A 21,502-nucleotide genomic window follows, 5' to 3' on the forward strand; every position below is an offset into this window, starting at 1 on the left:
TCGCCGCCATGGGCGGATATGGCTGGCAGATCGTCCTCGTGATCGTCCTGGTGCTGCTCAACGCGGCCTTCTCGGGCAGCGAGATGGCCCTGATCTCGCTGCGGGACAGCCAGTTGCAGCGGCTCGAGCGGCAGTCGCGCACCGGGCGCACGCTGGCCAAGCTGGCCCGCGACCCGAACCGGTTCCTGGCCACCATCCAGATCGGCATCACGCTGGCCGGCTTCCTGGCTTCCGCCTCGGCCGCGGTCTCGCTGGCCAAGCCGCTGACCGGCCCGCTCGGCTTCCTCGGCGACGCCGCCAACCCGGTGGCGATCGTGCTGGTCACCATCGTGCTGACCTTCTTCACGCTGGTCGTGGGCGAGCTGGCCCCCAAGCGCATCGCCATGCAGCGGGCCGAGGGGTGGGCGCTGGTCGTGGCCCGGCCGCTCGACATGCTGGCCACGCTGTCCCGCCCGGCGGTCTGGCTTCTCGGCAAGTCGACCGACATGATAGTCCGGATCACCGGCAACGACCCCGAGGGCGGACGGGAAGAGGTGACCACGGAGGAGATCCGCGACCTGGTCACCCAGCAGCAAGAGTTCACCCCTGAGCAGCGCACGATCATCAGCGGCGCCTTCGAGATCGCCGACCGCATCCTGCGCGAGATCCTCGTACCGCGAAGGGACGTTCTGGTCGTCTCGGCGGAGGCACCCTCGCACGAGGCACTGCAGCAGCTGATCGCCGGCGGCCACTCGCGGGCGCCGGTCACCGGGCCGATGGGCCTGGACGACGTGCTCGGCATCGTGCACCTGCGCGACCTGGTGGACGCCGACGGTCCGGTACGCGGTCACATGTACGCCCCGCTGTTCCTGCCCGAGACGCTGAAGGTGTCCGACGCGATGCGCCAGATGCGCGTCCAGCGGCAGCAGCTGGCCCTGGTGGTCGACGAGCGCGGCGCCATCGACGGCATCGTGACCATGGAAGACCTGGTCGAAGAGGTCGTGGGCGAGATCTACGACGAGACCGACCGGGACGTGCAGTCGATAGTCCGCGAGCCCGACGGCGCGATGCTGCTGCCCGGCACGTTCCCGATCCACGACCTGCCCGACATCGGGGTCGACGTCGAGCGGCTGGACGAGGGCGACTACACCACGGTGGCCGGCCTGGTGCTGGCCCACCTGGGGCACATCCCGACCGAGGCGGGCGAGGTGGTCGAGATCGACGGGCACACGGCCGAGGTCGTCGAGGTCACCGGGCGCGCGATCACCAAAGTGCGGTTGCGGGTGGCCACGCGCGACCGCGAGGAGCAGGAGCAGAACTCCTAGCTGGTGCCCTTGAAGGCGACCGAGAGGACGGCGTGCGCGACGAGCACAGCCCGGTCCATCGTGTCGTACGGGCCGACGTGCAGCTCGACGGCGTGGGTGCCGAAGATCGCCCGCACCGTCCAGCTGTTGGGGTGCCGGTCGTCCTCACGGCTGTGGTTGACCACGACCTGGGTGGCCGACCGAATGTTCACGGCCGACCACCTGTCCTCCGTCGTGCCCCACGACCGGAACCAGCCCGGCGCGACGGCCAGGGCGCCCTTGCTCGCCTCGGCCAGCGCCCACTGCATGTCCATGCCCGTTTTGCTCACATAAGGCAGGCTACGCGACCTCAGTACGTGTAGAAGCCCTTGCCGCTCTTGCGGCCCAGGTCACCGGCCTGAACCATGCGCTGCAGCAGCTCGGGCGGGAAGAACTTCTCGTCCGCGGTGTCCCGGTAGATGTTGCTCGCCGCGTTGAGCATGACGTCGAGGCCGGTCAGGTCGACCGTGGCCAGCGGGCCCATCGAGTGCCCGAAGCCCAGCTTCATCACCGTGTCGAGGTCGGCCGGGCTGACCACGCCCGACTCGACCAGCTTGACCGCCTCGACCAGGATCGCCGAGAAGAGCCGGTTGGAGACGAAGCCGGCCACGTCCCGCTTGACCTCGACGCAGGTCTTGCCCACCTCTTCGGCGTACGCGCGGGCCGCGGCCAGCGTCTCGTCGGAGGTCTGGTAGCCGCGGACCAGTTCGACCAGCTTCATCATCGGCACCGGCGAGAAGAAGTGGATGCCGACGACCGACTCGGGCCGGGCGGTCACCGTGGCGATCTGGGTGATCGGGATGGCCGAGGTGTTGGTGCCGAGCACGGCGTCGGCCTTGCAGATCTTGTCGAGGGCGCGGAAGACCTCGTGCTTGGCCTCGACCTTCTCGTAGATGGCCTCGACCACCACGTCGGCGTCGGCGGCCGCCTCGAGGTCGGTGGTGGGAGTGATCCGGGCGAGGGTCGCCTCGGCTTCCTCCTCGGTGATCTTGCCCTTGGCCGCGAACCGGCTCAGCGAGTCGCGGATCGCCGCCATGCCGCGGCCGGTCGCCGCGTCGTCCACGTCGCGCATGGTGACCTGCCACCCGGCCTGGGCCGAGACCTGCGCGATGCCGGAACCCATCAGTCCGGAGCCGATGACCGCCAAACGACCCGCCATGAAACGCACTCCTCTGTGACGCCGGAAACAACAAGCTCACCCTAGCGGGGTTACTGAACGGAAACTCAGGCCAGGGGTGGCCACTCTATCGGGGCAATTCGCCGTAAAAACGCCCGTCGCCGGTGCGAGACTGTGCCCATGGCGTCAGGGAACGGCTGGTACCTCATCGGGCCGTTGATCGCCGTCGGCCTGGTCGGCTTCCTCGGGGCGCTCTTCTGGCGCATGGGCCTGCAGTGGACGGCCGCCCGCGAGCCCGACCCGGCCCCGGACGGCTTGACCATCTTCTACGAGCGGGAGCCCGACTACGGCCTGCTCTGCCCGGCCGCGGTCACGGCGGACGCGGAGGTGGCCGACGAGATCCGGCGCCGGCTGGGGGACGCCGGGATCCGAGCCACCCACACGTACGACCGGGAAGGGCGCACCGTCGTGCTGGTCTTCGCCGACCAGGTCGAGGAAGCCCGGCGGCTGGCCCTCTGAATCAGAAGTCGAACGTCGGCTCGGGAACGTCGGCCCGTTCCACCTCGACGCCCAGCTTGGCCAGGTCGTTGACGAAGTCGGGGTAGCCGCGGTCGATGTGGTGCACCTCGCCGACCTCGGTGACGCCCTCGGCGCACAGGCCTGCGATGACCAGCCCGGCCCCGGCCCGGATGTCGGTCGCCCGCACCGGCGCCCCGGACAGCCGCTCGCGACCGTTGACGACCGCGTGGTGGCCGTCGGTGCGGATGTCGGCGCCGAGGCGGACCATCTCGTTCACGAACATGAAGCGGCCGTCGAAGATGTTCTCGGTCACCAGCGACGAGCCCTCGGCCACCGAGGCCAGGCCGAGCGCCATGGGCAGCAGGTCGGTCGCGAACCCGGGGTACGGCAGCGTCACGATGTCGACCGCCTTGGGCCGCCCGGACATGCGTACGCGGAACTGGTTGTCACCCGGCTCGACCGTCGCACCCGCCGTGACCAGCTTGTCCAGGGCAAGATCGAGAAATTCGGGGCGTACGCCGTTCACCACCACGTCGCCCCGGGTCATCGCCGAGGCGAAGGCCCAGGTGCCACCCACGATCCGGTCGCCGATCGTGCGGTGCCGCACCGGCTGCAGGCCGTCGACACCCTCGATGGTCAGCGTCGACGTGCCGGCGCCGTCGATCCGCGCGCCCATCGCCGTCAGCATCTCGCAGATGTCGACGATCTCGGGCTCGCGGGCGGCGTTGTCGATCTCGGTCACGCCCTTGGCCAGCACGGCCGCCATCAGCAGGTTCTCGGTGGCGCCGACGCTCGGGAAGTCCAGCCAGATCTTGCCGCCGCGCAGGCCGCTGGGGGCCGAGGCGATGACGAAGCCGTGCTCGCCCGAGATCTGCGCGCCCATCCGGGCCAGGCCCGAGACGTGCATGTCGAGACCACGCGAGCCGATCATGTCGCCACCGGGCAGGGCGACCCGGACATAGCCCGTACGCGCGAGGAGCGGCCCGAGTACGCAGATGGACGCCCGCAGGCGGCGCACCAGGTCGTAGTCGGCCTCGCTGCCCGGCTCGGCCGGCACGTCGATGGTGGCCTGACCGCCCTCGAGCGTCACCTGGCAGCCCAGCCGGCGCAGCACCTCAGCCATGATCGCGATGTCGGTGATGCGCGGAACGTTCTCGACGACGCTGCGGCCGGGCGCCAGCAGGGCCACCGCCATCAGCTTGAGCGCCGAGTTCTTGGCCCCGCCCACGGTGACCTCACCGGTCAGCGGCGTGCCGCCCTTCACCCTGATCACATCCACGCGGGCCATGGTATGGGCCAGCCGCACCCGCCCGCTCCGTAGGGTCCGGTTCGATCACCGCCCGGACCGGCGAGGGCCGGCCGGACATGCCGTTAGGCTCGGCTGATGGCCGTTCACCTCACCCGCATCTACACCCGAGCCGGCGACGCCGGGCAGACCCGCCTGGGCAACAACGAGGTCGCCGACAAGACCGATCCGCGCATCGTCGCGTACGCCGACGCCGACGAGTGCAACGCCGCGCTGGGAGTGGCGCTCGCCCTCGGTGACCTGCCGCCGGACGTCCGGAAGGTGCTGACGGCCATCCAGAACGATCTCTTCGACGTCGGGGCCGACCTGTGCAACCCCGAGACCGAGAACCCGCCCTACCCGCCCCTGCGGATCACCGACGAGTACGTGACCCGCCTCGAGGGCTGGTGCGACCAGTTCAACGAGAAGCTGCCCGCTCTCGACAGTTTCGTCCTGCCGGGTGGCACCCCGGGGGCGGCGCTGTTGCATGTGGCCCGCACGGTGGCCCGCCGGGCCGAGCGCTCGACCTGGACGCTGCTGAGGGCCGACCCCGAGCGGACGAGCGACCTGCCCGCGAAGTACCTGAACCGCCTGTCCGACCTGCTGTTCATCCTGTCCCGCACGGCCAACCCGGGCGGCGACGTGAAGTGGGTGCCGGGCGGCGGCGCGGCCTGATGCTGCACCACGTCGAGCTGTGGGTGCCGGACCTGGCCGGCGCGGCCGGGCCGTGGGGCTGGCTGCTGGGTGAGCTGGGCTGGAAGCCGTACCAGGACTGGCCGGGCGGCCGGTCCTGGCTGTGCGAGGGCGTCTATCTGGTGCTCGAGCAGTCGCCGGCGCTGTCGGGCGACGTGCACGACCGGCTCGCGCCGGGGCTGAACCACCTGGCCTTCAACGCGGGCAGCCGGGCCGAGGTGGACCGCCTGACCACTGAGTCGGCCGATCACGGCTGGGCCCTGCTCTTCCCCGATCGTCACCCCCGCGCCGGCGGTCCTGACTCGTACGCCGCCTATCTCGAGGACGCGTGGGGCTTCGAGGTCGAGCTGCAGAGCGGAAAACCCGAATGACGCACGTCGCCCCGGGTGTCACCATCGAGGCATGACCGCACGCGCAGCCTCTTTTGCCCGGCCCCTCCCGGCGGCCGGCTGATCTGCGCTTTCTTGTTCACGGCCGTCCCATCGGGGCGGCCGTTCTCGTTTCCGGCTTCCCCGTTCGCTCTTCAGTCGAAGGAGAAGCTGATGTCTCTCGCCACCGATCTCGCCGTCCGCGACCTCACCGACCCGGCTCAGGGCCCGCACGCGATCCAGACGATCGTGCAAGCCGTGCTCGACGCGGCCACCGCCCGCTGGCCGGACGCCGAGCTGGTCGTGCACCGGGGCGAGCGCATAGTCGACGTGGCCGACAACTACGACCGGCTGGGGTACTCGGCGGAGGCGGCCGCCCGGGACAGCCGCTACACGCGCTACGTCGACGAGCGGCGGATGCTGCGCTCGCAGACGTCGGCGCTGATTCCGGGAGCGCTGCGGGAACTGACGGCCGGCGAGGCGCTGATCGCCTGCCCGGGCATCGTCTATCGGCGTGATTCCATCGACCGGCTGCACACCGGCACCCCGCACCAGCTCGACCTCTGGCGCGTCACCCGCGAACCGGCCGAGCTGATCGAGCTGGTGGCGGTGGCGATGACGGCCGCCCTTCCGGGTACGCCGTGGCGGGTGCATCCGGCCTGTCACACTTACACCACCGACGGGCTCGAGATCGAAGCGTGGTCCGGCGAGGCCTGGGTGGAGGTCGGCGAGTGCGGGGTGGCGGCCCGGCATCTGTGCGACGGGCTGGCTCTGGGGTTGGGTCTGGACCGGCTGCTCATGCTGCGTAAAGACATCGACGACATCCGGCTGCTGCGGTCGGACGATCGCCGGGTGCGCGACCAGATGGCCGACCTGACGCCCTACCGCCCGGTCTCGACGCAACCGGCCGCCCGGCGCGACCTGTCGGTGGCACTGCCGGCCGGGGTGACCGCCGAAGACCTCGGCGACCAGGTGCGCGAGCTGCTCGGGCCGGATGCGCGCCTGGTCGAGGAGGTGACGATCGAATCGATCACCTCGCCGGAGGTGCTGCCGGCGGCCTCCCGGGCACGGCTGGGCATCCGCGACGACGAGGTGAATGTGCTGGTCCGCGTCGTGCTGCGCGACTTGCACCGGGCGCTGCCCCGCCAACGCGTCAACGCCCTGCGCGACCGCCTCTACGAGGGGCTGATGGCCAGGAGCTCGCCGTCGATGACGGTCACGGCCTGACCCGTGAGCAGGGTGCGGTCGCCGCGCAGCGAGACCCGGACCAGGCCGCCGCGGGCCGAGGCCTGGTAGCCGACCATTTCGGTGCGGCCGCCCAGCTTCTCGGACCAGAACGGGGCCAGCGCGGTGTGGGCGCTGCCGGTCACCGGGTCCTCGCCCACTCCGGCCGCAGCGCCGAAGAAGCGGGAGACGAAGTCGTAGCCGGCGTCGGGGTCGTCGGCCCGGGCGGTCACGATGACGCCGCGCTGCTCGTAGCCGGCCAGCGTGCGCAGGTCGGGCGTCAGCGCGCGGACGGCGGCCTCGTCGTACAGCTCCAGCAGCAGGTCGTCGGTGTTCGGGCCGGTGTGGTGCACCGAGACGGGCGTGGCCCCGAGCACGTCGAGCAGTTCGGGATCCGGGGCTACGGGAGCCAGCGGGGCGGTCGGGAAGTCGAGCGTGTACCAGCCCTTCTCCCCCGCGGTGGCGCTCAGCACGCCGCTACGGGTCGTGAACCGTACGGTGCCGTCGACGGCCAGCACGTGGGCGGTCGCGAGCGTGGCGTGGCCGCACAGGGCCACCTCGACGGCGGGAGTGAACCAGCGCAACGCGTAGTCGGCCCCGGCGTCCCGCAGCGGGTGGACGAAGGCCGTCTCGGACAGGTTCACCTCGGCCGCGACCCGGGCCATCCACTCGTCGGCGGGAAACTCGGGCTGGTCGAGCACCACGACCCCGGCCGGGTTGCCCGCGAAGGGACGGTCGGTGAAGGCGTCGACGATTCGGATGCGCATGGCTCGACGCTAGAAGGGACGGCCGGCCACGGCGAGGGCCAATCCGGGGTCGGCGGCCGGAACTACTGCTCTATCGGGTCGGGGCGGATGGCCGGGCGCGGGGCGACGCTGCCGGGCTGGCCGGGCGGCGCGGCCTCGAGCCAGGAGAGGAAGCCGGTCACCGTGGACTCGGCCATCGCGATCTCGATCTCGTCGAGGGTGGTGGCCAGGCGAAGGATCACCCAGTGGCCGGGCATGGTCAGCCGCTCAGGACCCTCGGGCAGCCGGCGGCCCGCGACAGTGGTCGACGAGCGGTCGAGCGTGCGCTTGGGGCGGAAGGCGAAGCTGAACATGCGGTGGATCCGCAGCGTGCCGCCGGCGAACTGGCCGATCGCGGTGGACCAGCCCCGGCCCGGCACGAGCGTGCTGACCCGGATCTGCAGGCGAATGGTTCCGCCGCCGGCCATGAGCAGCCGGCGGCGGAAGAAGACCAGGAAAAGAAGCGCGAGCAGCGCGACGACGCAGATTCCGAAGACTTCCAGAATCCGCATCGCCGGAGTCAGTGGGACTCGGGGGTGGCGGGCGTGGCGCTCTCGGCCAGGACGGTCACGCCGTCGGCGTCGATCGAGAGGAAGCCGCCCGATACGTCGTAGGTGAGCTGCTCGCCGCCGGCGAGCTTGACGCGCACCTGAGACGGCTCTTTGAGCAGGCCCAGGAGCGGCGAGTGACCCGGCAGCACACCGATCTCACCCTCGGTGGTGCGCGCGACGAGCATCTCGGCCTCGCCGGACCAGACACGCTCCTCGACGGCGACGACCTTGACGGGCAGCTGGTTGGCCACGCTGTCTCCCTGTTCAGGCTGCTTCAACTATTGGGTGAAGTCTAAACGGCGCCCCCGGCCGCGGTGGTAGGGGGTGGCGACTACCACAAGTGATCAGCTGTTGGTGTTGATGTATTCGGGGTTGCGGAAGATGAAGTCACGCACCGTGTCCTGCCGGACGGAGGCGAAGAACTGCTTCGCGGTCGCGTCCAGTTCCTCGCCCCGGTACTTGCCGTTGTCGATGATCGAGCTGCCGGGCAGCTTGATCAGTGTCATGTCGTCGGAGCGGATGTTCTTCATCGCGAACGCCCAGTCGACCACGCTGTGGCCGTTGCCGTCGAAGATGAGCGCCTTGCCGGCCGCCTTGAGCACCTTGTCGAGCTTGGCCGGGTTGGTGACCACGTTCTTGCTGAGCGCCTGCTTGGCCATCGCCTTGATGAACTGCTGCTGGTGCCGCTGACGGTCGTAGTCGCCCCGGGGCAGGCCGTAGCGCTGCCGCACGAAGTCGAGGGCCTGCCACGCCTCGAGGTGATAGGTGCCCTTCTTGTATTCCGCCTGCGGGCCGTAGTACGGGTGCGCGCACGAGTTGTCGGCGCAGCGGGACAGGCGCGGGCGGGGCTTGCCGTTGGGCTGCAGGTGTTCCGACTTCACGTTCTGGTCGATGGTCATGGTGACGCCGCCCATGGCCTCGACGATGGCCTTGAAGCCGTTGAAGTTGATGATCGCGCCGGCGTCGAAGGTGGGGATGCCGGTGAGCTGGCCGACCGTCTTGGCCAGCAGGTCGAAGCCTTGGACGACGTCATGCTTGCCGTTGCCGACGGCGCTGCCGTAGCCCATGGCCGCGTTGATCTTGGAGCGGCCGCCCTTGAAGCCGGTCTTCTCGAACGGCGGGATGTCGACCACCAGGTCGCGCGGGATCGAGAACAGGTACGCCTGCTTCATGTCGGCCGGGATGTGGGCCACGATGATCGAGTCGGACAGCGGGGTCTGCTCGTCGGTGCGCGGGTCGATGCCGACCAGCAGGATGTTCAGCGGGCCCTTGATGTCTGACACCTTCTGCTCGGCGCCGGCCGCGGCCGCATTGCCGAACAGATCCTGCGTCTCAATGGCGCCGGCGTAGCGCGACACCAGCACCTGCTGGGCCACCAGGGCCCCGCCGGCCACGACCATGAGCACGCAGCCGAAGATGGCGCACAGACGGGCCCACAGGGGCGTCCGCTTCGAAGACTTCGCCACGTGCTCCCCTTCGATCCAGGCCGATGGTCAAGAGTAACCAGCACCGGCGACCCCCGCGCGCTACAACCACCACAAATCGGACATGGTTACGGCCGTAAACGCGAAACCGCGCCGACCATCACGGTCGGCGCGGTTCCGGTAACGCTGAGGCTGAGGTCAGCCCTTCATGAGCTCGTGCGCGTTGCGCTCGAGGTCCTCGAGGCCACCGCACATGAAGAAGGCCTGCTCGGGGAAGTTGTCGTACTCGCCCTCGCTGATCTTCTTGAACGCCTCGATGGTCTCCTTCAGCGGGACCGTCGAGCCGGCGACACCGGTGAACTGCTCGGCGGCGTACGTGTTCTGGGAGAGGAAACGCTCGATGCGGCGAGCCCGCTGCACCGTGACCTTGTCCTCTTCCGAGAGCTCGTCCATGCCGAGGATGGCGATGATGTCCTGCAGGTCCTTGTACTTCTGCAGGATGCGCTGCACCTCACGGGCGACCGCGTAGTGCTCGGCGCCGACAAACTCGGGCGCCAGGATCCGCGAGCTGGAGGCCAGCGGGTCCACGGCGGGGTAGATGCCCTTGTCGGAGATCGACCGCTCGAGGTTCGTGGTCGCGTCCAGGTGGGCGAACGTGGTGGCCGGCGCCGGGTCGGTGTAGTCGTCGGCGGGCACGTAGATCGCCTGGAGCGAGGTGATGGCCTTGCCCCGGACCGAGGTGATCCGCTCCTGCAGCTCGCCCATCTCGTCGGCCAGCGTGGGCTGGTAACCCACGGCCGACGGCATGCGGCCGAGCAGGGTGGAGACCTCGGAGCCGGCCTGGGTGAACCGGAAGATGTTGTCGATGAAGAGCAGCACCTCCTGGTTCTGGACGTCCCGGAAGTACTCCGCCATGGTCAGGGCGGACAGGGCGACCCGCAGGCGGGTGCCCGGCGGCTCGTCCATCTGGCCGAAGACGAGGGCGGTCTTGTCGAGAACGCCACCCTCCTCCATCTCCAGGATGAGGTCGTTGCCCTCGCGGGTGCGCTCACCCACGCCGGCGAACACCGACGTGCCACCGAAGTTGCGGGCAACCCGGATGATCATCTCTTGGATGAGCACCGTCTTGCCCACGCCCGCGCCGCCGAACAGGCCGATCTTGCCACCGCGCACGTACGGCGCGAGCAGGTCGAGCACCTTGATGCCGGTCTCCAGCATCTCGGTCTTCGGCTCGAGGTCGGCGAACGCCGGGGGCTTGCGGTGGATCGACCAGCGCTCCTGGATGTCCAGGGTCGACGCGTCGGCGTTGAGCACCTCGCCGAGGGCGTTGAACACGTGGCCCTTGGTCACGTCACCGACGGGCACCGAGATCGGCGAGCCGGTGTCGGAGACCTCGGCCCCACGGATCAGACCGTCGGTCGGCTGCATCGAGATGGCGCGGACGATGTTGTCACCCAGGTGCTGGGCGACCTCCAGCGTCAGCGTCTTGGTGCCCTCGGAGAGGGTCACCTGCACGTGCAGCGCGTTGAAGATGTCGGGCATGGCGTCGCGGGGGAACTCGGCGTCGACGACCGGGCCGATGACCCGGACGACGCGGCCGACACCGGTCTCCGCCTTGGTGGGCTCAGCTACAGCAGTCATCACGTATCACTTCCTGCCGAGGACAGCGCCTCGACGCCGCCAACGATCTCACTGATTTCCTGGGTGATCGCGGCCTGCCGCGCGGAGTTCATCTCGCGCGTGTACCGCTTGAGCAGGTCGTCCGCGTTGTCCGACGCGCTTTTCATCGCCCGCCGCCGGGATGCCGACTCGCTGGCCGCCGAGTCCAGCAACGCCGCGTAGATCCGCGTGTTGAGGTACTTCGGCAGCAGCGCGTCCAGCAGCTCGTCGGCGTCCGGCTCGAACTCGTAGGCCGGGCGCAGCCCGGGCTCGACCTCGCGCTCCTCGACCTGCATCGGCGCCAGGAAGTGCGCCTCGGCGCTCTGCGTCATCAGCGACTTGAACTGCGTGCTGACGATGTGCAGCTCGTCGACGCCCTGGATGCCGTCCGGGCCGTAGGTCGCGTCGGTGTCATCCGCGCCGGCGACGAACGCCTCCAGCAGGGCGTCACCGATCGTCTTGGCGTCGGAGAACGACGGCCGCTCGGAGAAACCCGTCCAGCTGGCCTCGATCGGCCGGTTGCGGAATCGGTAGTAGCCGACGCCCTTGCGGCCGACGACGTACAGAACCGGCTCCTTGCCGTCCGCCTTGAGCCGCTCGATCAGCTGCTCGGCGGTGCGGATGGCGTTGGCGTTGTAGGCGCCGGCCAGGCCGCGGTCGCTGGTGACGAGCAGGACACCCGCCCGCCGGACCCGCTCGCGCGGGACCAGCAGGGGGTTGTCGATCGACGCGTTGGACGCCAGGGCGGTCAGGACCTGGGTGATCGCCTCGGAGTACGGCTTGGAGGCGGCCACCCGCTCCTGCGCCTTGGCGATGCGGCTGGTGGCCACCAGCTCCTGCGCCTTCGCGATCTTCTTGGTCGACTTGACGGTGCGGATGCGCCGCCGGAGAGCCTGTACCTGACCGGCCATGACTACTTGTCTTCCGTCGCGCGGGGAACCTCGCGGGTCACCGTCTCGCGGGTCTGGCGGCCCTCTTCCAGCGGCTCGGCCGGGTTCTCGTTGACCGCGGAACCCGTCTCGCCGCGCTTGAAGAGCTCCTTGAACTCGTTCACGCCGCTCTGCAGGTTCTCGACGTCGTCGTCCGACAGCAGGCCGGTCGAGTCGATCGCCGTGTAGGTGTCGCTGCGGTGCCGCTTGATCCAGCCCAGGAAGTCCTGCTCGAAGCGCCGCACGTCGCCGACCGGGATGTCGTCGAGCTGGCCGGTGGTGCCGGCCCAGATCACGATGACCTCGTCGACCACCGAGTACGGCGAGTACTGCGGCTGCTTGAGCAGCTCGACCAGGCGGACGCCCTTTTCGAGCTGCGCCCGCGACGCCCGGTCGAGGTCGGAGGCGAAGGCGGAGAACGCCTCCAGCTCGCGGTACTGGGCCAGGTCGAGGCGGAGGCGGCCGGAGACCGAACGCATGGCCTTGACCTGCGCCGAGCCGCCGACGCGGGACACCGAGGTGCCGACGTTGATGGCCGGGCGGACACCCGAGGCGAACAGGTCGGTCTCGAGGAAGATCTGGCCGTCGGTGATCGAGATGACGTTGGTCGGGATGTAGGCCGAGATGTCGCTGGCCTTGGTCTCGATCAGCGGCAGACCGGTCATCGAGCCGCCACCCAGCTCGTCGGAGAGCTTGGCGCAGCGCTCGAGCAGACGCGAGTGCAGGTAGAAGACGTCGCCCGGGTAGGCCTCGCGGCCCGGCGGGCGGCGCAGCAGCAGCGACACCGCGCGGTAGGCCTCGGCCTGCTTGGTCAGGTCGTCGAAGACGATCAGGACGTGCTTGCCGTTGTACATCCAGTGCTGTCCGATGGACGAGCCGGTGTACGGGGCGATGTACTTGAAGCCGGCCGGGTCGGAGGCCGGGGCGGCGACGATCGTCGTGTACTCGAGCGCGCCGTTGTCCTCCAGCGTGCCGCGGATCGAGGCGATGGTGGTCGCCTTCTGGCCGATCGCGACGTAGATGCAGCGGACCTGCTTGTCCGGGTCGCCGGACTCCCAGTTGGCGCGCTGGTTGATGATCGTGTCGATCGCGACCGTCGTCTTGCCGGTCTTGCGGTCGCCGATGATCAGCTGGCGCTGGCCGCGGCCGATCGGCGTCATGGCGTCGATCGCCTTGATGCCGGTCTGCAGCGGCTGCTTCACCGGCTGCCGGGCCATCACGTTGGGGGCCTGGAGCTCGAGCTCGCGGAAGCCCTCGTTGGTGATCTCGCCACGGTCGTCGATCGGCCGGCCCAGCGGGTCGACCACACGACCGAGGAAGGCGTCGCCGACCGGGACCGAGAGAACACGGCCGGTCCGCTTGACCTGCTGGCCCTCCTCGATGCCGGCGAAGTCACCCAGGACCACGACGCCGATCTCACGGACGTCGAGGTTCAGGGCGACACCCAGCGTGCCGTCCTCGAACTCGAGCAGTTCGTTCGCCATCGTCGAGGGCAGACCCTCGACGTGCGCGATGCCGTCGCCCGCATCGGAGACGATGCCGACCTCTTCGCGGGTGACCTCATGCGTAGCGGACGAGACGTAGCGCTCTAGCGCCCCCCGGATCTCGTCCGAGGAGATGGTCAGCTCGGCCATCCTCTGCCTTCTCTGTCTAGCTCGGGACGTTCCCGCCACCGAGGGGCCTGCTCAACCGGGCTGCTTCCGCGACCGGCCGAGGGAAAAAACTACTTCGCGAATGCCTGCTTGGCGGCGTTGAGCCGGCGCAGGATCGTGCCGTCGTAGAGGTCGGAGCCGACCCGGACACTGACGCCGCCGATGATCGCGGGATCGACGTCGACCTTCAGCGAGACCGCACGGCCGTAGATGTCGGACAACTTGGCAGCCAGCGCCTGCTCGTCGGCGTCGGTGAGCGGCTTGGCGACCGTCACGTACGCGACCTCACGGTCGCGCTTGGCGGCGGTCAGCTCCACCAACCGGGTCAACGACGACTCGAAGCCACGGCCCCCGAAACCCTCGAGGGCGATCTCGGCGAGCCGCACCGTGGCCGGCTGGGCCTTGCCCTTGAGCAAGTCCTCCACCAGCTTAACGCGGCGTTCGATCGGCGCACCTGGATCGCTGAGCGTGACGGCGAGCTGGGAGTTGCCCGAGACGATCTGCCCGAAGCGGAACAGCTCGTCCTCGATGTCGGCCAGCTTGCCGTCCTTGCCGGCCGCGTCCAGCACGGCGTCGGCGCCGAGCCGCTCCACGCTGTCGAGCAGCTCGGCCGGCCGGGAGAACCGGCCCGCCACGAGGGTGCCCACCGTTTCGAGCACGACCTCGGAGACCTTGCCCGACAGCAGCGAGCGGACCAGCCCGGCCCGGTCGGCGCCCGGGCGCGACGGGTCGATCAGCGCCCGGCGCAGCCGAGGCTGGGCCCGGAGCAGGCCGGCCACCGACAGGATCTCGTCGGCGGCCGTCGCGACCTGCGCGGCCGTGGCCGAGGCGGTGCCGGCGGCGAACTTCGCGCTGGCCTCGGCCGTGGCCTGCTGGCTGACGCTCGACGCCATCAGCGCCGCCCGCCCGCCGAGCCGGCCGTGCCGAGCTCGTTGATGAACCGCTCCACGGTGCCCCGGCTGCGCGCCTCGTCGGCAAGGCTCTCGCCGACGATCTTGCCGGCCAGGTCGACCGCCAGCGATCCGACCTCGGAGCGGAGCTCACGCACGATGCTCTCGCGCTGCGCGGCGAGCTGCTCCTGGCCCGCGCCGATGATCCGGTCGGACTCTTCCCGCGCCTTGGCCAGGATGTCCTGCCGGATGCCCTCGGCGTCGGCCCGGGCCTCGTCGCGGATGCGCGCGGCCTCGGTGCGAGCCTCGGCCAACTGGGCCTTGTACTGCTCGAGGAGCTGGTTGGCCTCGGCCTGGGCGGCCTCGGCGCGCTTGATGCCGCCCTCGATCGCGTCCACCCGCGCCGCGAAGGTCTTCTCCATCATGGGGAAGACGAACTTCATCAGGACGAAGCAGAGGATGGCGAAGGCGATGGTGCCAACAACGATCTCCTGCCAGAGCGGGATGATCGGGTTGTGCTCCGTGGCGCCCTCTTCGGCGGCGACGGTCAGAACTTCGGTGATCATGGACACCTCCTAACGAGGCTGCACGTCAGACAGAGCCGGCCCAGATGAAGCCGAAGGCGATACCCAGCAGGGCGAGCGCCTCGATAACCGCGAAGCCGATCCAGACGTACGGCAGGGTCAGGCGGGACGACTCCGGCTGACGGGCAGTCGACTGGATGTAGGCCGAGAACACCAGACCCACACCGATGCCGGGGCCGATGGCGGCGAGGCCGTAACCGATGGCGGCGGTGCTACCGACAACTTCGGCGAGAAGCATTTCAGGATCCTCCTGGTATCTCGCGTGACGTGTTCACGCGGGACGACAAACGGGGTGTTGCGGGGTGAAGCGGGAACTGCTCAGTGCTCGTCGGCGAGCGCGCCCTGGACGTAGCTCGCGGTCAGCACCGTGAAGACGTAGGCCTGGAGGCAGATGACCAGGAACTCCAGGAAGGTCAGGGCGATGGTCATCGCCCACGAGACGATCGAGAACGGCGCGAACCAGACGTTGGCGTTCAGCATCGCGAAGCCGCCCAGCGTGAACACCAGCAGCAGCATGTGGCCGGCGAACATGTTGGCGAAGAGACGGACGGCGAGCGAGAACGGCCGCACGAGGAACGTCGAGAAGAACTCGATCGGGATCAGCAGCGGCAGGATGAACCACGGCGCCGGCGGGATCAGCGCGTGCTTGAAGTACTTCAAGCCGCCGTGGTGCTTCATGCCGACGTAGATGAACATGACGTAGCTGATGACCGCGAGGATGGCCGGGAACGCGATGTGCGAGTTCGGCGAGATCTGCGCGAGCGGCACGATGGCCCAGAAGTTCATCAGCAGGATGAACACGAACAGCGACGTGAGGTAAGGCGCGAAGTTGACGCCGCGCTTGCCCAGCATGTCGACCGCGATGTTATTGCGGACGAAGCCGTAGATGCTCTCGGCGAGCCACTGCTTCTTGGTCGGCACCAACTGCGGCTTCCGGTACGTGACCAGGAAGAAGATGATGATGGCGGCGACCGACACCCACATCAGCGCCGTGATCTTGGTGAACCAGTACGAGTTGTGCTCGTTCCACGGCAGGATGCTGGGCAGGTAGAAGTCCTCGACACTCGGCGGGAACGGAACATCCGCTGCGAGGACGATCGACTGACCGATCACCGTAGCCCTTCCTGTCAGGCGCCAAGACGGCGCACGATGAGGTAGACACCGCCGCCGACACCGAGGACAGCGCCGATACCGGCGAAGATGCCCGAAGTGCCGACCCAGTGATCAACCAGCCAACCGATCGCTCCCCACACCAACATGCCCGAGAGAAGGTAAGCGACCGCCGTCATTCCCATGCCCGTGTCGGGCGGGGGCTGGTCGTCGTCACCGCTGGGTTTCCTGGGAGGTTCTTGACCGGTCATGACGGCCCGAACGATATCAGCAGGAAAGACAAGGCTAAGCGGGACCCCCCGCACAACCGAAGCTGTCCAGGCGTCAGGGATCCCGCAACTGGAAGGACACGGTACTCCCCCTTCGCCATAACCCGACAAGCCATAAGCGTTCACGTCACCGTTTCGTGGTCAACAAACCACGAATGGTGCGCTGACGAGGCGAAACGCCCGCAAGACGATCAGTTCGGGCGACTCACTTTGTGGAACCACCACGCCTGGACCGCCGTCCAGACCACCACGCCCGCGACAATTCCCCACCCGAGCGCGTTCTTGCCCGGCCATTGGGCCGAAACCCCGAATGCCAGCACGACGCCCAGCGCGCTGTATTTGAGCACGTAGGTGAACAACGCCAGCGGCATCAGCAGGGCCGGTCGCACGGTGTCGGCCCACGCAATGACGAGCGTCGACATCGTAAAACTAACCGTCACAATCAGCACGCCGGCGGCGGCGCCCAGAGCCGCGGGCGCTCCCCCGGCGAAGAAGCCGGCCGACGCGGCGCACATCAGCAGAGCGAACGAGACGGCGCTGAGGAACGGCAGGTGGGCCACCCGCCAGCGCGGGTCGGCGGGCAGCGGCGGCAGGTCGGGCAGGGGGAGGTCGTCCTCCTCCTGCTGCTTCTTCGCCTGCTCACGCTGGAAGGCCAGCGCCCGCTGTCGTTCCAGCTCGAACTCGTCGATCTCGGTATTCACGCTGAGCCTCCTGCGGCATGCCCTCCTGGCCCGACAACCGCTTCGCTCATTCCGGTGCAGTCGCTCATGCCATCACCTCCTGCCGGCCGTACGCCGGGAACCGGCGCACCAGGCCGGCCACCTCGTCCGCGGCGTCGGCCAGCCGGGCGGCCCCGGCCGTCGTGTCCGGATCGCTGCGCACGGCGACGCCGATCAGACCGGCGATCTGCCGCATCTCGCCCTCGCGCATGCCCTGGGTGGTCACGCCGGCCGTGCCCACCCGGATGCCCGAGGCCACCGCGGGTCGCTCCGGATCGTACGGGATGGCATTTTTGTTGATGGTGATGCGGGCCAGCTCGCACCTCGCCTCGGCGTCCCGGCCGGACACGCCGAGGCCGCGCAGATCGGCCAGGGCCAGGTGGGTGTCGGTGCCGCCGGAGACGGGCCGCATGCCCTCGGCGGTCAGCCCGGCGGTGAGCGCCTGGGCGTTGCGGACGACCTGCTGGGCGTACGTGCGGAAACCCGGCAGCGACGCCTCGCGCAGGGCCACCGCCTTGGCCGCGACCACGTGCATCATCGGGCCGCCCTGGCTGAACGGGAAGACGGCCTTGTCGATCCGCTGGGCCAGCTCGGCCCGGCACAGGATCATCCCGCCGCGCGGGCCCCGCAGCACCTTGTGCGTGGTGCAGGTGACCACGTCGGCGTGCGGCACCGGCGACGGGACGGCCCGGCCGGCCACCAGGCCGATGAAGTGCGCGGCGTCGACCACCAGGTAGGCGCCCACCTCGTCGGCGATCTCGCGGAACCGGGCGAAGTCGATCAGGCGGGGGTACGCGGTGGCCCCGCACATGATGATCTTCGGGCGATGGGCCCGGGCGAGGTCGCGTACCTCGTCGTAGTCGATCTGCTCGGTGTCGGGGCAGACCCGGTAGCCGATGGGGTGGAACCACTTCCCGCTGAAGTTGACCCGGCTGCCGTGGGTCAGGTGGCCGCCGTGCGAGAGCTCCATGGCCAGCACCGGGTCGCCCGGCTCGGCCAGGGCCGCGTACGCCGCGAGGTTGGCCGCCGCCCCCGAGTGCGGCTGGACGTTGGCGTGCTCGGCGCCGAACAGCTCTTTCGCGCGCTCCACGGCCAGCCGTTCGGCGCGGTCGGCCTCGCCGCAACCGCCGTAGTAGCGCTCGCCCGGATAACCTTCGGCGTACTTGTCGGCCAGGGTCGAGCCGAGCGCGGCCAGCACGGCCGGGGAGGTGAAGTTCTCGCTGGCGATCAGCTGCAGCCCGCCGCGCTGACGGTCGACCTCGGCCAGCAGGACGTGGGCGATCTCCGGATCGGCACGCTCGAGCGCGGTGAAATCCGGCCCCCAGAAGGTGTCCACGTGCCCTCCCCGAGTAGGCAACGTCGCCGGTTTCGAGCATATGGCTTACCAGGGGCCTTTCGAGGGCACAGTCTGCGTTTATGCGGTGCTTGGTGACCGGTGCGACCGGATACATCGGCGGGCGGCTCGCGCCCCGCCTGCTCGAGGCCGGCCACGAGGTGCGATGTCTGACCCGGAGTGTGGGCCGCCTGCGCGACGTCCCGTGGGTGGGCCAGGTCGAGGTGGCGGAGGGCGATCTCAACAAGCCGGAGACGCTGACCGCGGCCATGGAGGGCGTCGACGTGGCGTACTTCCTGATGCATTCGCTGGGCCAGAAGAATTTCGAGGAGCTGGACCGGCAGGCGGCGGAGATCTTCGCGGCGGCGGCCAAGGCGGCCGGCGTCTCGCGCATCGTCTACCTGGGCGGTCCCGAGACGCCGCCGGACGAAAAACCTTCCCCGCACCTGCGGTCGCGGGCCGAGGTGGCGCGGATTCTGCTGGCCAGCGGGGTGCCGACGGCCGTGCTGCGGGCTCCGGTGATCATCGGCTCCGGCTCGGCGTCGTTCGAGATGCTGCGCCACCTCACCGAGCGCCTGCCGATCATGGTGACCCCGCGCTGGGTCAGCAACCGGATCCAGCCCGTCGCCGTCCGGGACGTGCTGCGCTACCTGATCGCCGCGGCCGGCCTGCCGCCCGAGGTCAACCGCGGCTTCGACGTCGGCGGCAAGGACGTGCTGACGTACGCCCAGATGATGCAGGGGTACGCCCATGTGGCCGGCCTGCGCAAGCGGGTGATCCTGCCGGTGCGCCCGCTGAGCCCGTGGCTGTCGGCCCACTGGGTCGGCGTGGTCACGCCGGTGCCCAACTCCATCGCCCGCCCGCTGGTGGCCAGCCTGATCCACGAGGCGGTGGCCCACGAGGACGACATCCGCGAGTACTCGCCGGAGGAGCCGCTCGGCTTCGAGCAGTCGGTCCGGGTCGCGCTCGGCAAGATCCGCGACGCCAACGTCGAGACCCGCTGGTCGAACGCGGCCGGCCGGGACTGGGCGGCCGAGCCGCTGCCCTCGGACCCGGCCTGGTCGGGCGGCAGCATCTACGTCGACGAGCGCTGCCGCGAGGTGAAGGCCCCGGTCGATGCGCTGTGGCGGGTCATCGAGGGGGTCGGCGGGGACAACGGCTGGTACTCGTTCCCGCTGGCCTGGTCGGTCCGCGGCTGGCTCGACCGGCTGGTCGGCGGGGTCGGGCTGCGCCGGGGGCGGCGCGACCGGCAGCACCTGCGGGTGGGCGAGGCGCTGGACTGGTGGCGGGTCGAGGAGGTCGAGCCGGGCAAGGTGCTGCGGCTGCGGGCCGAGATGAAGGTGCCGGGGCGGGCCTGGCTCGAGATGTGCGCGTCGCCCGACGGCAAAGGCGGCAGCGTCTATCGGCAGAAGGCCATCTTCCTGCCGCGAGGGCTGGCCGGGCACGCGTACTGGGCCTCGGTGCTGCCCTTCCACGGGTTCATCTTCAACGGCATGGCCCGCAACATCGCCCGGGGCGCCGAGTCCCCCGCTACTTAGCGGCGGCTCGGCCCAGGCGGTCGCGGACGGCCAGCCAGTCCTCGGTGCCGGGCGGCTGCTGAACCAGGATCGTCGTCACGCCGGCGTCGTCGAGGCGGTGCAGGGCGGCGTAGAGGTCGGCCGCGTACTCGCGCGGATCGCCGGAAAGAACCTCGGCGCCCTCGACCCCGGCCGTCTCATAGGTGAGGACACCGACCGATTCGTCGCGGGCTTCTTCCCGTACGTCATCAACCAGCACCAGCCGGGCCCGGGGCGCATAGTGCCGGCGGCTCATGCCCGGCGACGGGCGAACGGCCCCGTCCGACGGCCCGTCGTCCTCGGGCAGGATGATCGGCCCGGCGATGTCCCGCAGCTCCCGCAGCGGAATGGCGCCCGGCCGCAGCAGCCGCGGGTCGTCGCCGGTCACGTCGATCACCGTCGACTCGATGCCCCACGACGCCGGCCCGCCGTCGAGCACCAGCGGCACGTCGGGCAGGCTGCGCAGCACGTGCTCGGCCGTGGTGGGCGAGATGCCCTCGGACCGGTTGGCGCTGGGCGCGGCCAGCGCGAGCCCGGACTCTTCGAGCAGCCGCAGGGCCACCTCGTGGTCGGGGATGCGGATGGCGATCGTGTCGTTGCTCGCGCCGACGCCGGACAGGTGCCGGGCCCGGGGCAGCACCAGGGTGAGCGGGCCGGGCCAGAACTGCGCGGCCAGCTCGTTGGCCGAGCGCGGCCACGACTCGGCCAGCTCACGGGCGGCCTCGACGTTGGCCACGTGCACGATCAGCGGGTTCCAGGACGGCCGGTTCTTGAGCCGGTAGATCTCGCCCACCGCCTTCTCGGAGAACGCGTCGGCGCCCAGGCCGTAGACCGTCTCGGTGGGGAAGGCGACCACCGACTCGGCCCGCAGCACCTCGACGGCGCGCCGGAACCCGTCGGCGTCGGGCCGGACGATCGTCACGGCAGCAGGAGCACGGCGAACGGGACCGTCGTGTCCTCGATCTCGTCGCCGATGCGCTGGAAGGTGGAATCGCCCCGGCCCCACGGGTCGTCGAGGTCGTCGCCCGGGCGCGGACCGTCGTCGCCGCGCAGGACGCGCACGGCCTCGACGATGGCGACCCCGCGGGCGTGCACGGCGTCGGGCTTCGGCTCGGCCGCGGGCAGCGCGTTCGCGTCGACCCCGGCCAGCAGCCGGCCGAACTCGCCGGTGACGAACGTGCGGGCGGCCGCGTCGGGGCGCAGGGCGACCACGTAGTCGTACTGGTCGGCGGTGGCGGTGAGGATCAGGTCGGCCTCGTCGATGAAGTCGCCGCGCAGCTTGCGGGCCTCGAAGCCGTCGTCGGAGCCGCCCCGGGCCAGCACCTGCCGGGCCGCGGGCGGGTTCATCTCCTCACCCTCGTGCCAGCCACCGGTGCCCGCGCTGACGCTGCGGACCAGCTGTTCGCCCTGCTCACCGGCCCGGTCGCGGACGGCCCGGGCCAGCAGCCGCTCGGCCATGGGCGACCGGCAGATGTTGCCCATGCAGATGTGCAGGACGGTGAAGGGGGCCACC

The 21,502-nt window shown here is 69.9% G+C and carries 25 protein-coding genes; 6 read left to right on the plus strand and 19 right to left on the minus strand.

The window, feature by feature from the left end; all coding sequences use genetic code 11:
• The first annotated feature begins 8 nt into the window (after positions 1-8).
• The gene (locus OWR29_RS20975) at positions 9-1,304 is read left to right on the plus strand and encodes a hemolysin family protein (RefSeq protein ID WP_267564703.1); all 1,296 of its coding nucleotides are present in this window, start codon (positions 9-11) and stop codon (positions 1,302-1,304) included.
• Here the strand turns inward: OWR29_RS20975 and OWR29_RS20980 are convergent.
• Together OWR29_RS20980 and OWR29_RS20985 are read right to left on the minus strand one after the other, a co-directional pair.
• On the minus strand, positions 1,301-1,612 hold the full coding sequence (locus OWR29_RS20980) for a hypothetical protein (RefSeq protein WP_267564706.1): 312 nt from the start codon (positions 1,610-1,612) through the stop codon (positions 1,301-1,303). The genes OWR29_RS20975 and OWR29_RS20980 overlap by 4 nt on opposite strands.
• Before the next feature lie 20 nt (positions 1,613-1,632).
• Complete coding sequence (locus OWR29_RS20985; RefSeq protein WP_267564708.1) at positions 1,633-2,481, minus strand: 3-hydroxyacyl-CoA dehydrogenase family protein; 849 nt, start codon at positions 2,479-2,481, stop codon at positions 1,633-1,635.
• Between the two features lie 138 nt (positions 2,482-2,619).
• Between OWR29_RS20985 and OWR29_RS20990 the strand changes: the two genes are divergently transcribed.
• A complete protein-coding gene (locus tag OWR29_RS20990; protein ID WP_267564712.1) occupies positions 2,620-2,958 on the plus strand; it encodes a hypothetical protein in 339 nt (112 codons plus the stop codon).
• 1 nt (position 2,959) lies between these two features.
• Here OWR29_RS20990 and murA read toward each other — a convergent pair whose 3' ends face one another.
• On the minus strand, positions 2,960-4,246 hold the full coding sequence (gene murA, locus OWR29_RS20995) for a UDP-N-acetylglucosamine 1-carboxyvinyltransferase (protein ID WP_267565102.1): 1,287 nt from the start codon (positions 4,244-4,246) through the stop codon (positions 2,960-2,962).
• Positions 4,247-4,342: 96 nt separating this feature from the next.
• On the opposite strand from murA, the gene OWR29_RS21000 reads away from it, so the two are divergent.
• The 3 genes from OWR29_RS21000 (at position 4,343) to srmL (ending at position 6,531) form a co-directional block, all read left to right on the plus strand.
• Positions 4,343-4,918, plus strand: coding sequence for a cob(I)yrinic acid a,c-diamide adenosyltransferase (locus tag OWR29_RS21000; protein WP_267564713.1), 576 nt, complete (start codon positions 4,343-4,345; stop codon positions 4,916-4,918).
• Positions 4,918-5,307: a VOC family protein gene (locus OWR29_RS21005; RefSeq protein WP_267565103.1), complete on the plus strand. Its 390-nt coding sequence runs from the start codon at positions 4,918-4,920 to the stop codon at positions 5,305-5,307. The genes OWR29_RS21000 and OWR29_RS21005 overlap by 1 nt, the downstream gene beginning before the upstream one ends.
• A 171-nt stretch (positions 5,308-5,478) precedes the next feature.
• Entirely contained in the window at positions 5,479-6,531 is a 1,053-nt protein-coding gene (gene srmL / locus OWR29_RS21010) for a PheS-related mystery ligase SrmL (protein ID WP_267564715.1), read from the plus strand.
• On the opposite strand, the gene OWR29_RS21015 is transcribed toward srmL, so the two are convergent.
• The 14 genes from OWR29_RS21015 to glyA form a co-directional block, all read right to left on the minus strand.
• A complete protein-coding gene (locus OWR29_RS21015) occupies positions 6,480-7,295 on the minus strand; it encodes a PhzF family phenazine biosynthesis protein (RefSeq protein ID WP_267564716.1) in 816 nt (271 codons plus the stop codon). The two genes, srmL and OWR29_RS21015, sit on opposite strands and share 52 nt — an antisense overlap.
• A 62-nt stretch (positions 7,296-7,357) precedes the next feature.
• Positions 7,358-7,825 (minus strand): DUF2550 domain-containing protein, encoded by a 468-nt coding sequence (locus tag OWR29_RS21020; RefSeq protein ID WP_267564718.1) that lies wholly within the window; start codon positions 7,823-7,825, stop codon positions 7,358-7,360.
• A gap of 8 nt (positions 7,826-7,833) precedes the next feature.
• On the minus strand, positions 7,834-8,115 hold the full coding sequence (locus tag OWR29_RS21025; RefSeq protein ID WP_203381246.1) for a F0F1 ATP synthase subunit epsilon: 282 nt from the start codon (positions 8,113-8,115) through the stop codon (positions 7,834-7,836).
• Between the two features lie 93 nt (positions 8,116-8,208).
• Complete coding sequence (locus OWR29_RS21030; RefSeq protein WP_438872631.1) at positions 8,209-9,330, minus strand: LCP family protein; 1,122 nt, start codon at positions 9,328-9,330, stop codon at positions 8,209-8,211.
• 156 nt (positions 9,331-9,486) lie between these two features.
• A complete protein-coding gene (atpD, locus tag OWR29_RS21035) occupies positions 9,487-10,929 on the minus strand; it encodes a F0F1 ATP synthase subunit beta (RefSeq protein ID WP_267564721.1) in 1,443 nt (480 codons plus the stop codon).
• Positions 10,929-11,858, minus strand: a complete 930-nt coding sequence (locus tag OWR29_RS21040; RefSeq protein ID WP_267564723.1) for a F0F1 ATP synthase subunit gamma — start codon at positions 11,856-11,858, stop codon at positions 10,929-10,931. Before OWR29_RS21040 ends, atpD begins: the two co-directional genes overlap by 1 nt.
• Positions 11,859-11,860: 2 nt before the next feature.
• Positions 11,861-13,510, minus strand: coding sequence for a F0F1 ATP synthase subunit alpha (gene atpA, locus OWR29_RS21045; RefSeq protein ID WP_267564724.1), 1,650 nt, complete (start codon positions 13,508-13,510; stop codon positions 11,861-11,863).
• Positions 13,511-13,599: 89 nt separating this feature from the next.
• On the minus strand, positions 13,600-14,421 hold the full coding sequence (locus OWR29_RS21050; RefSeq protein ID WP_267564726.1) for a F0F1 ATP synthase subunit delta: 822 nt from the start codon (positions 14,419-14,421) through the stop codon (positions 13,600-13,602).
• The gene (locus OWR29_RS21055) at positions 14,421-14,984 is read right to left on the minus strand and encodes a F0F1 ATP synthase subunit B (RefSeq protein WP_267564727.1); all 564 of its coding nucleotides are present in this window, start codon (positions 14,982-14,984) and stop codon (positions 14,421-14,423) included. Before OWR29_RS21055 ends, OWR29_RS21050 begins: the two co-directional genes overlap by 1 nt.
• Positions 14,985-15,009: 25 nt before the next feature.
• Positions 15,010-15,240: an ATP synthase F0 subunit C gene (locus tag OWR29_RS21060; protein ID WP_221375849.1), complete on the minus strand. Its 231-nt coding sequence runs from the start codon at positions 15,238-15,240 to the stop codon at positions 15,010-15,012.
• An 80-nt stretch (positions 15,241-15,320) separates the two neighbouring features.
• Entirely contained in the window at positions 15,321-16,115 is a 795-nt protein-coding gene (atpB, locus tag OWR29_RS21065) for a F0F1 ATP synthase subunit A (RefSeq protein ID WP_267564730.1), read from the minus strand.
• A 14-nt stretch (positions 16,116-16,129) separates the two neighbouring features.
• Entirely contained in the window at positions 16,130-16,363 is a 234-nt protein-coding gene (locus tag OWR29_RS21070) for an AtpZ/AtpI family protein (protein WP_267564732.1), read from the minus strand.
• A gap of 209 nt (positions 16,364-16,572) precedes the next feature.
• Positions 16,573-16,974: a hypothetical protein gene (locus OWR29_RS21075; RefSeq protein ID WP_267565105.1), complete on the minus strand. Its 402-nt coding sequence runs from the start codon at positions 16,972-16,974 to the stop codon at positions 16,573-16,575.
• A 172-nt stretch (positions 16,975-17,146) separates the two neighbouring features.
• Positions 17,147-18,436 (minus strand): serine hydroxymethyltransferase, encoded by a 1,290-nt coding sequence (gene glyA, locus OWR29_RS21080; RefSeq protein WP_267564733.1) that lies wholly within the window; start codon positions 18,434-18,436, stop codon positions 17,147-17,149.
• Between the two features lie 80 nt (positions 18,437-18,516).
• Between glyA and OWR29_RS21085 the strand changes: the two genes are divergently transcribed.
• Positions 18,517-19,971 (plus strand): SDR family oxidoreductase, encoded by a 1,455-nt coding sequence (locus OWR29_RS21085; protein ID WP_267564735.1) that lies wholly within the window; start codon positions 18,517-18,519, stop codon positions 19,969-19,971.
• Here OWR29_RS21085 and OWR29_RS21090 read toward each other — a convergent pair.
• Entirely contained in the window at positions 19,964-20,911 is a 948-nt protein-coding gene (locus OWR29_RS21090; RefSeq protein WP_267564737.1) for an L-threonylcarbamoyladenylate synthase, read from the minus strand. The genes OWR29_RS21085 and OWR29_RS21090 overlap by 8 nt on opposite strands.
• Positions 20,908-21,501: an arsenate reductase/protein-tyrosine-phosphatase family protein gene (locus OWR29_RS21095; protein ID WP_267564739.1), complete on the minus strand. Its 594-nt coding sequence runs from the start codon at positions 21,499-21,501 to the stop codon at positions 20,908-20,910. Before OWR29_RS21095 ends, OWR29_RS21090 begins: the two co-directional genes overlap by 4 nt.
• Position 21,502 lies beyond the last annotated feature (1 nt).

It is taken from the genome of Paractinoplanes pyxinae, assembly GCF_026626335.1.
Classification (GTDB): domain Bacteria; phylum Actinomycetota; class Actinomycetes; order Mycobacteriales; family Micromonosporaceae; genus Actinoplanes; species Actinoplanes pyxinae.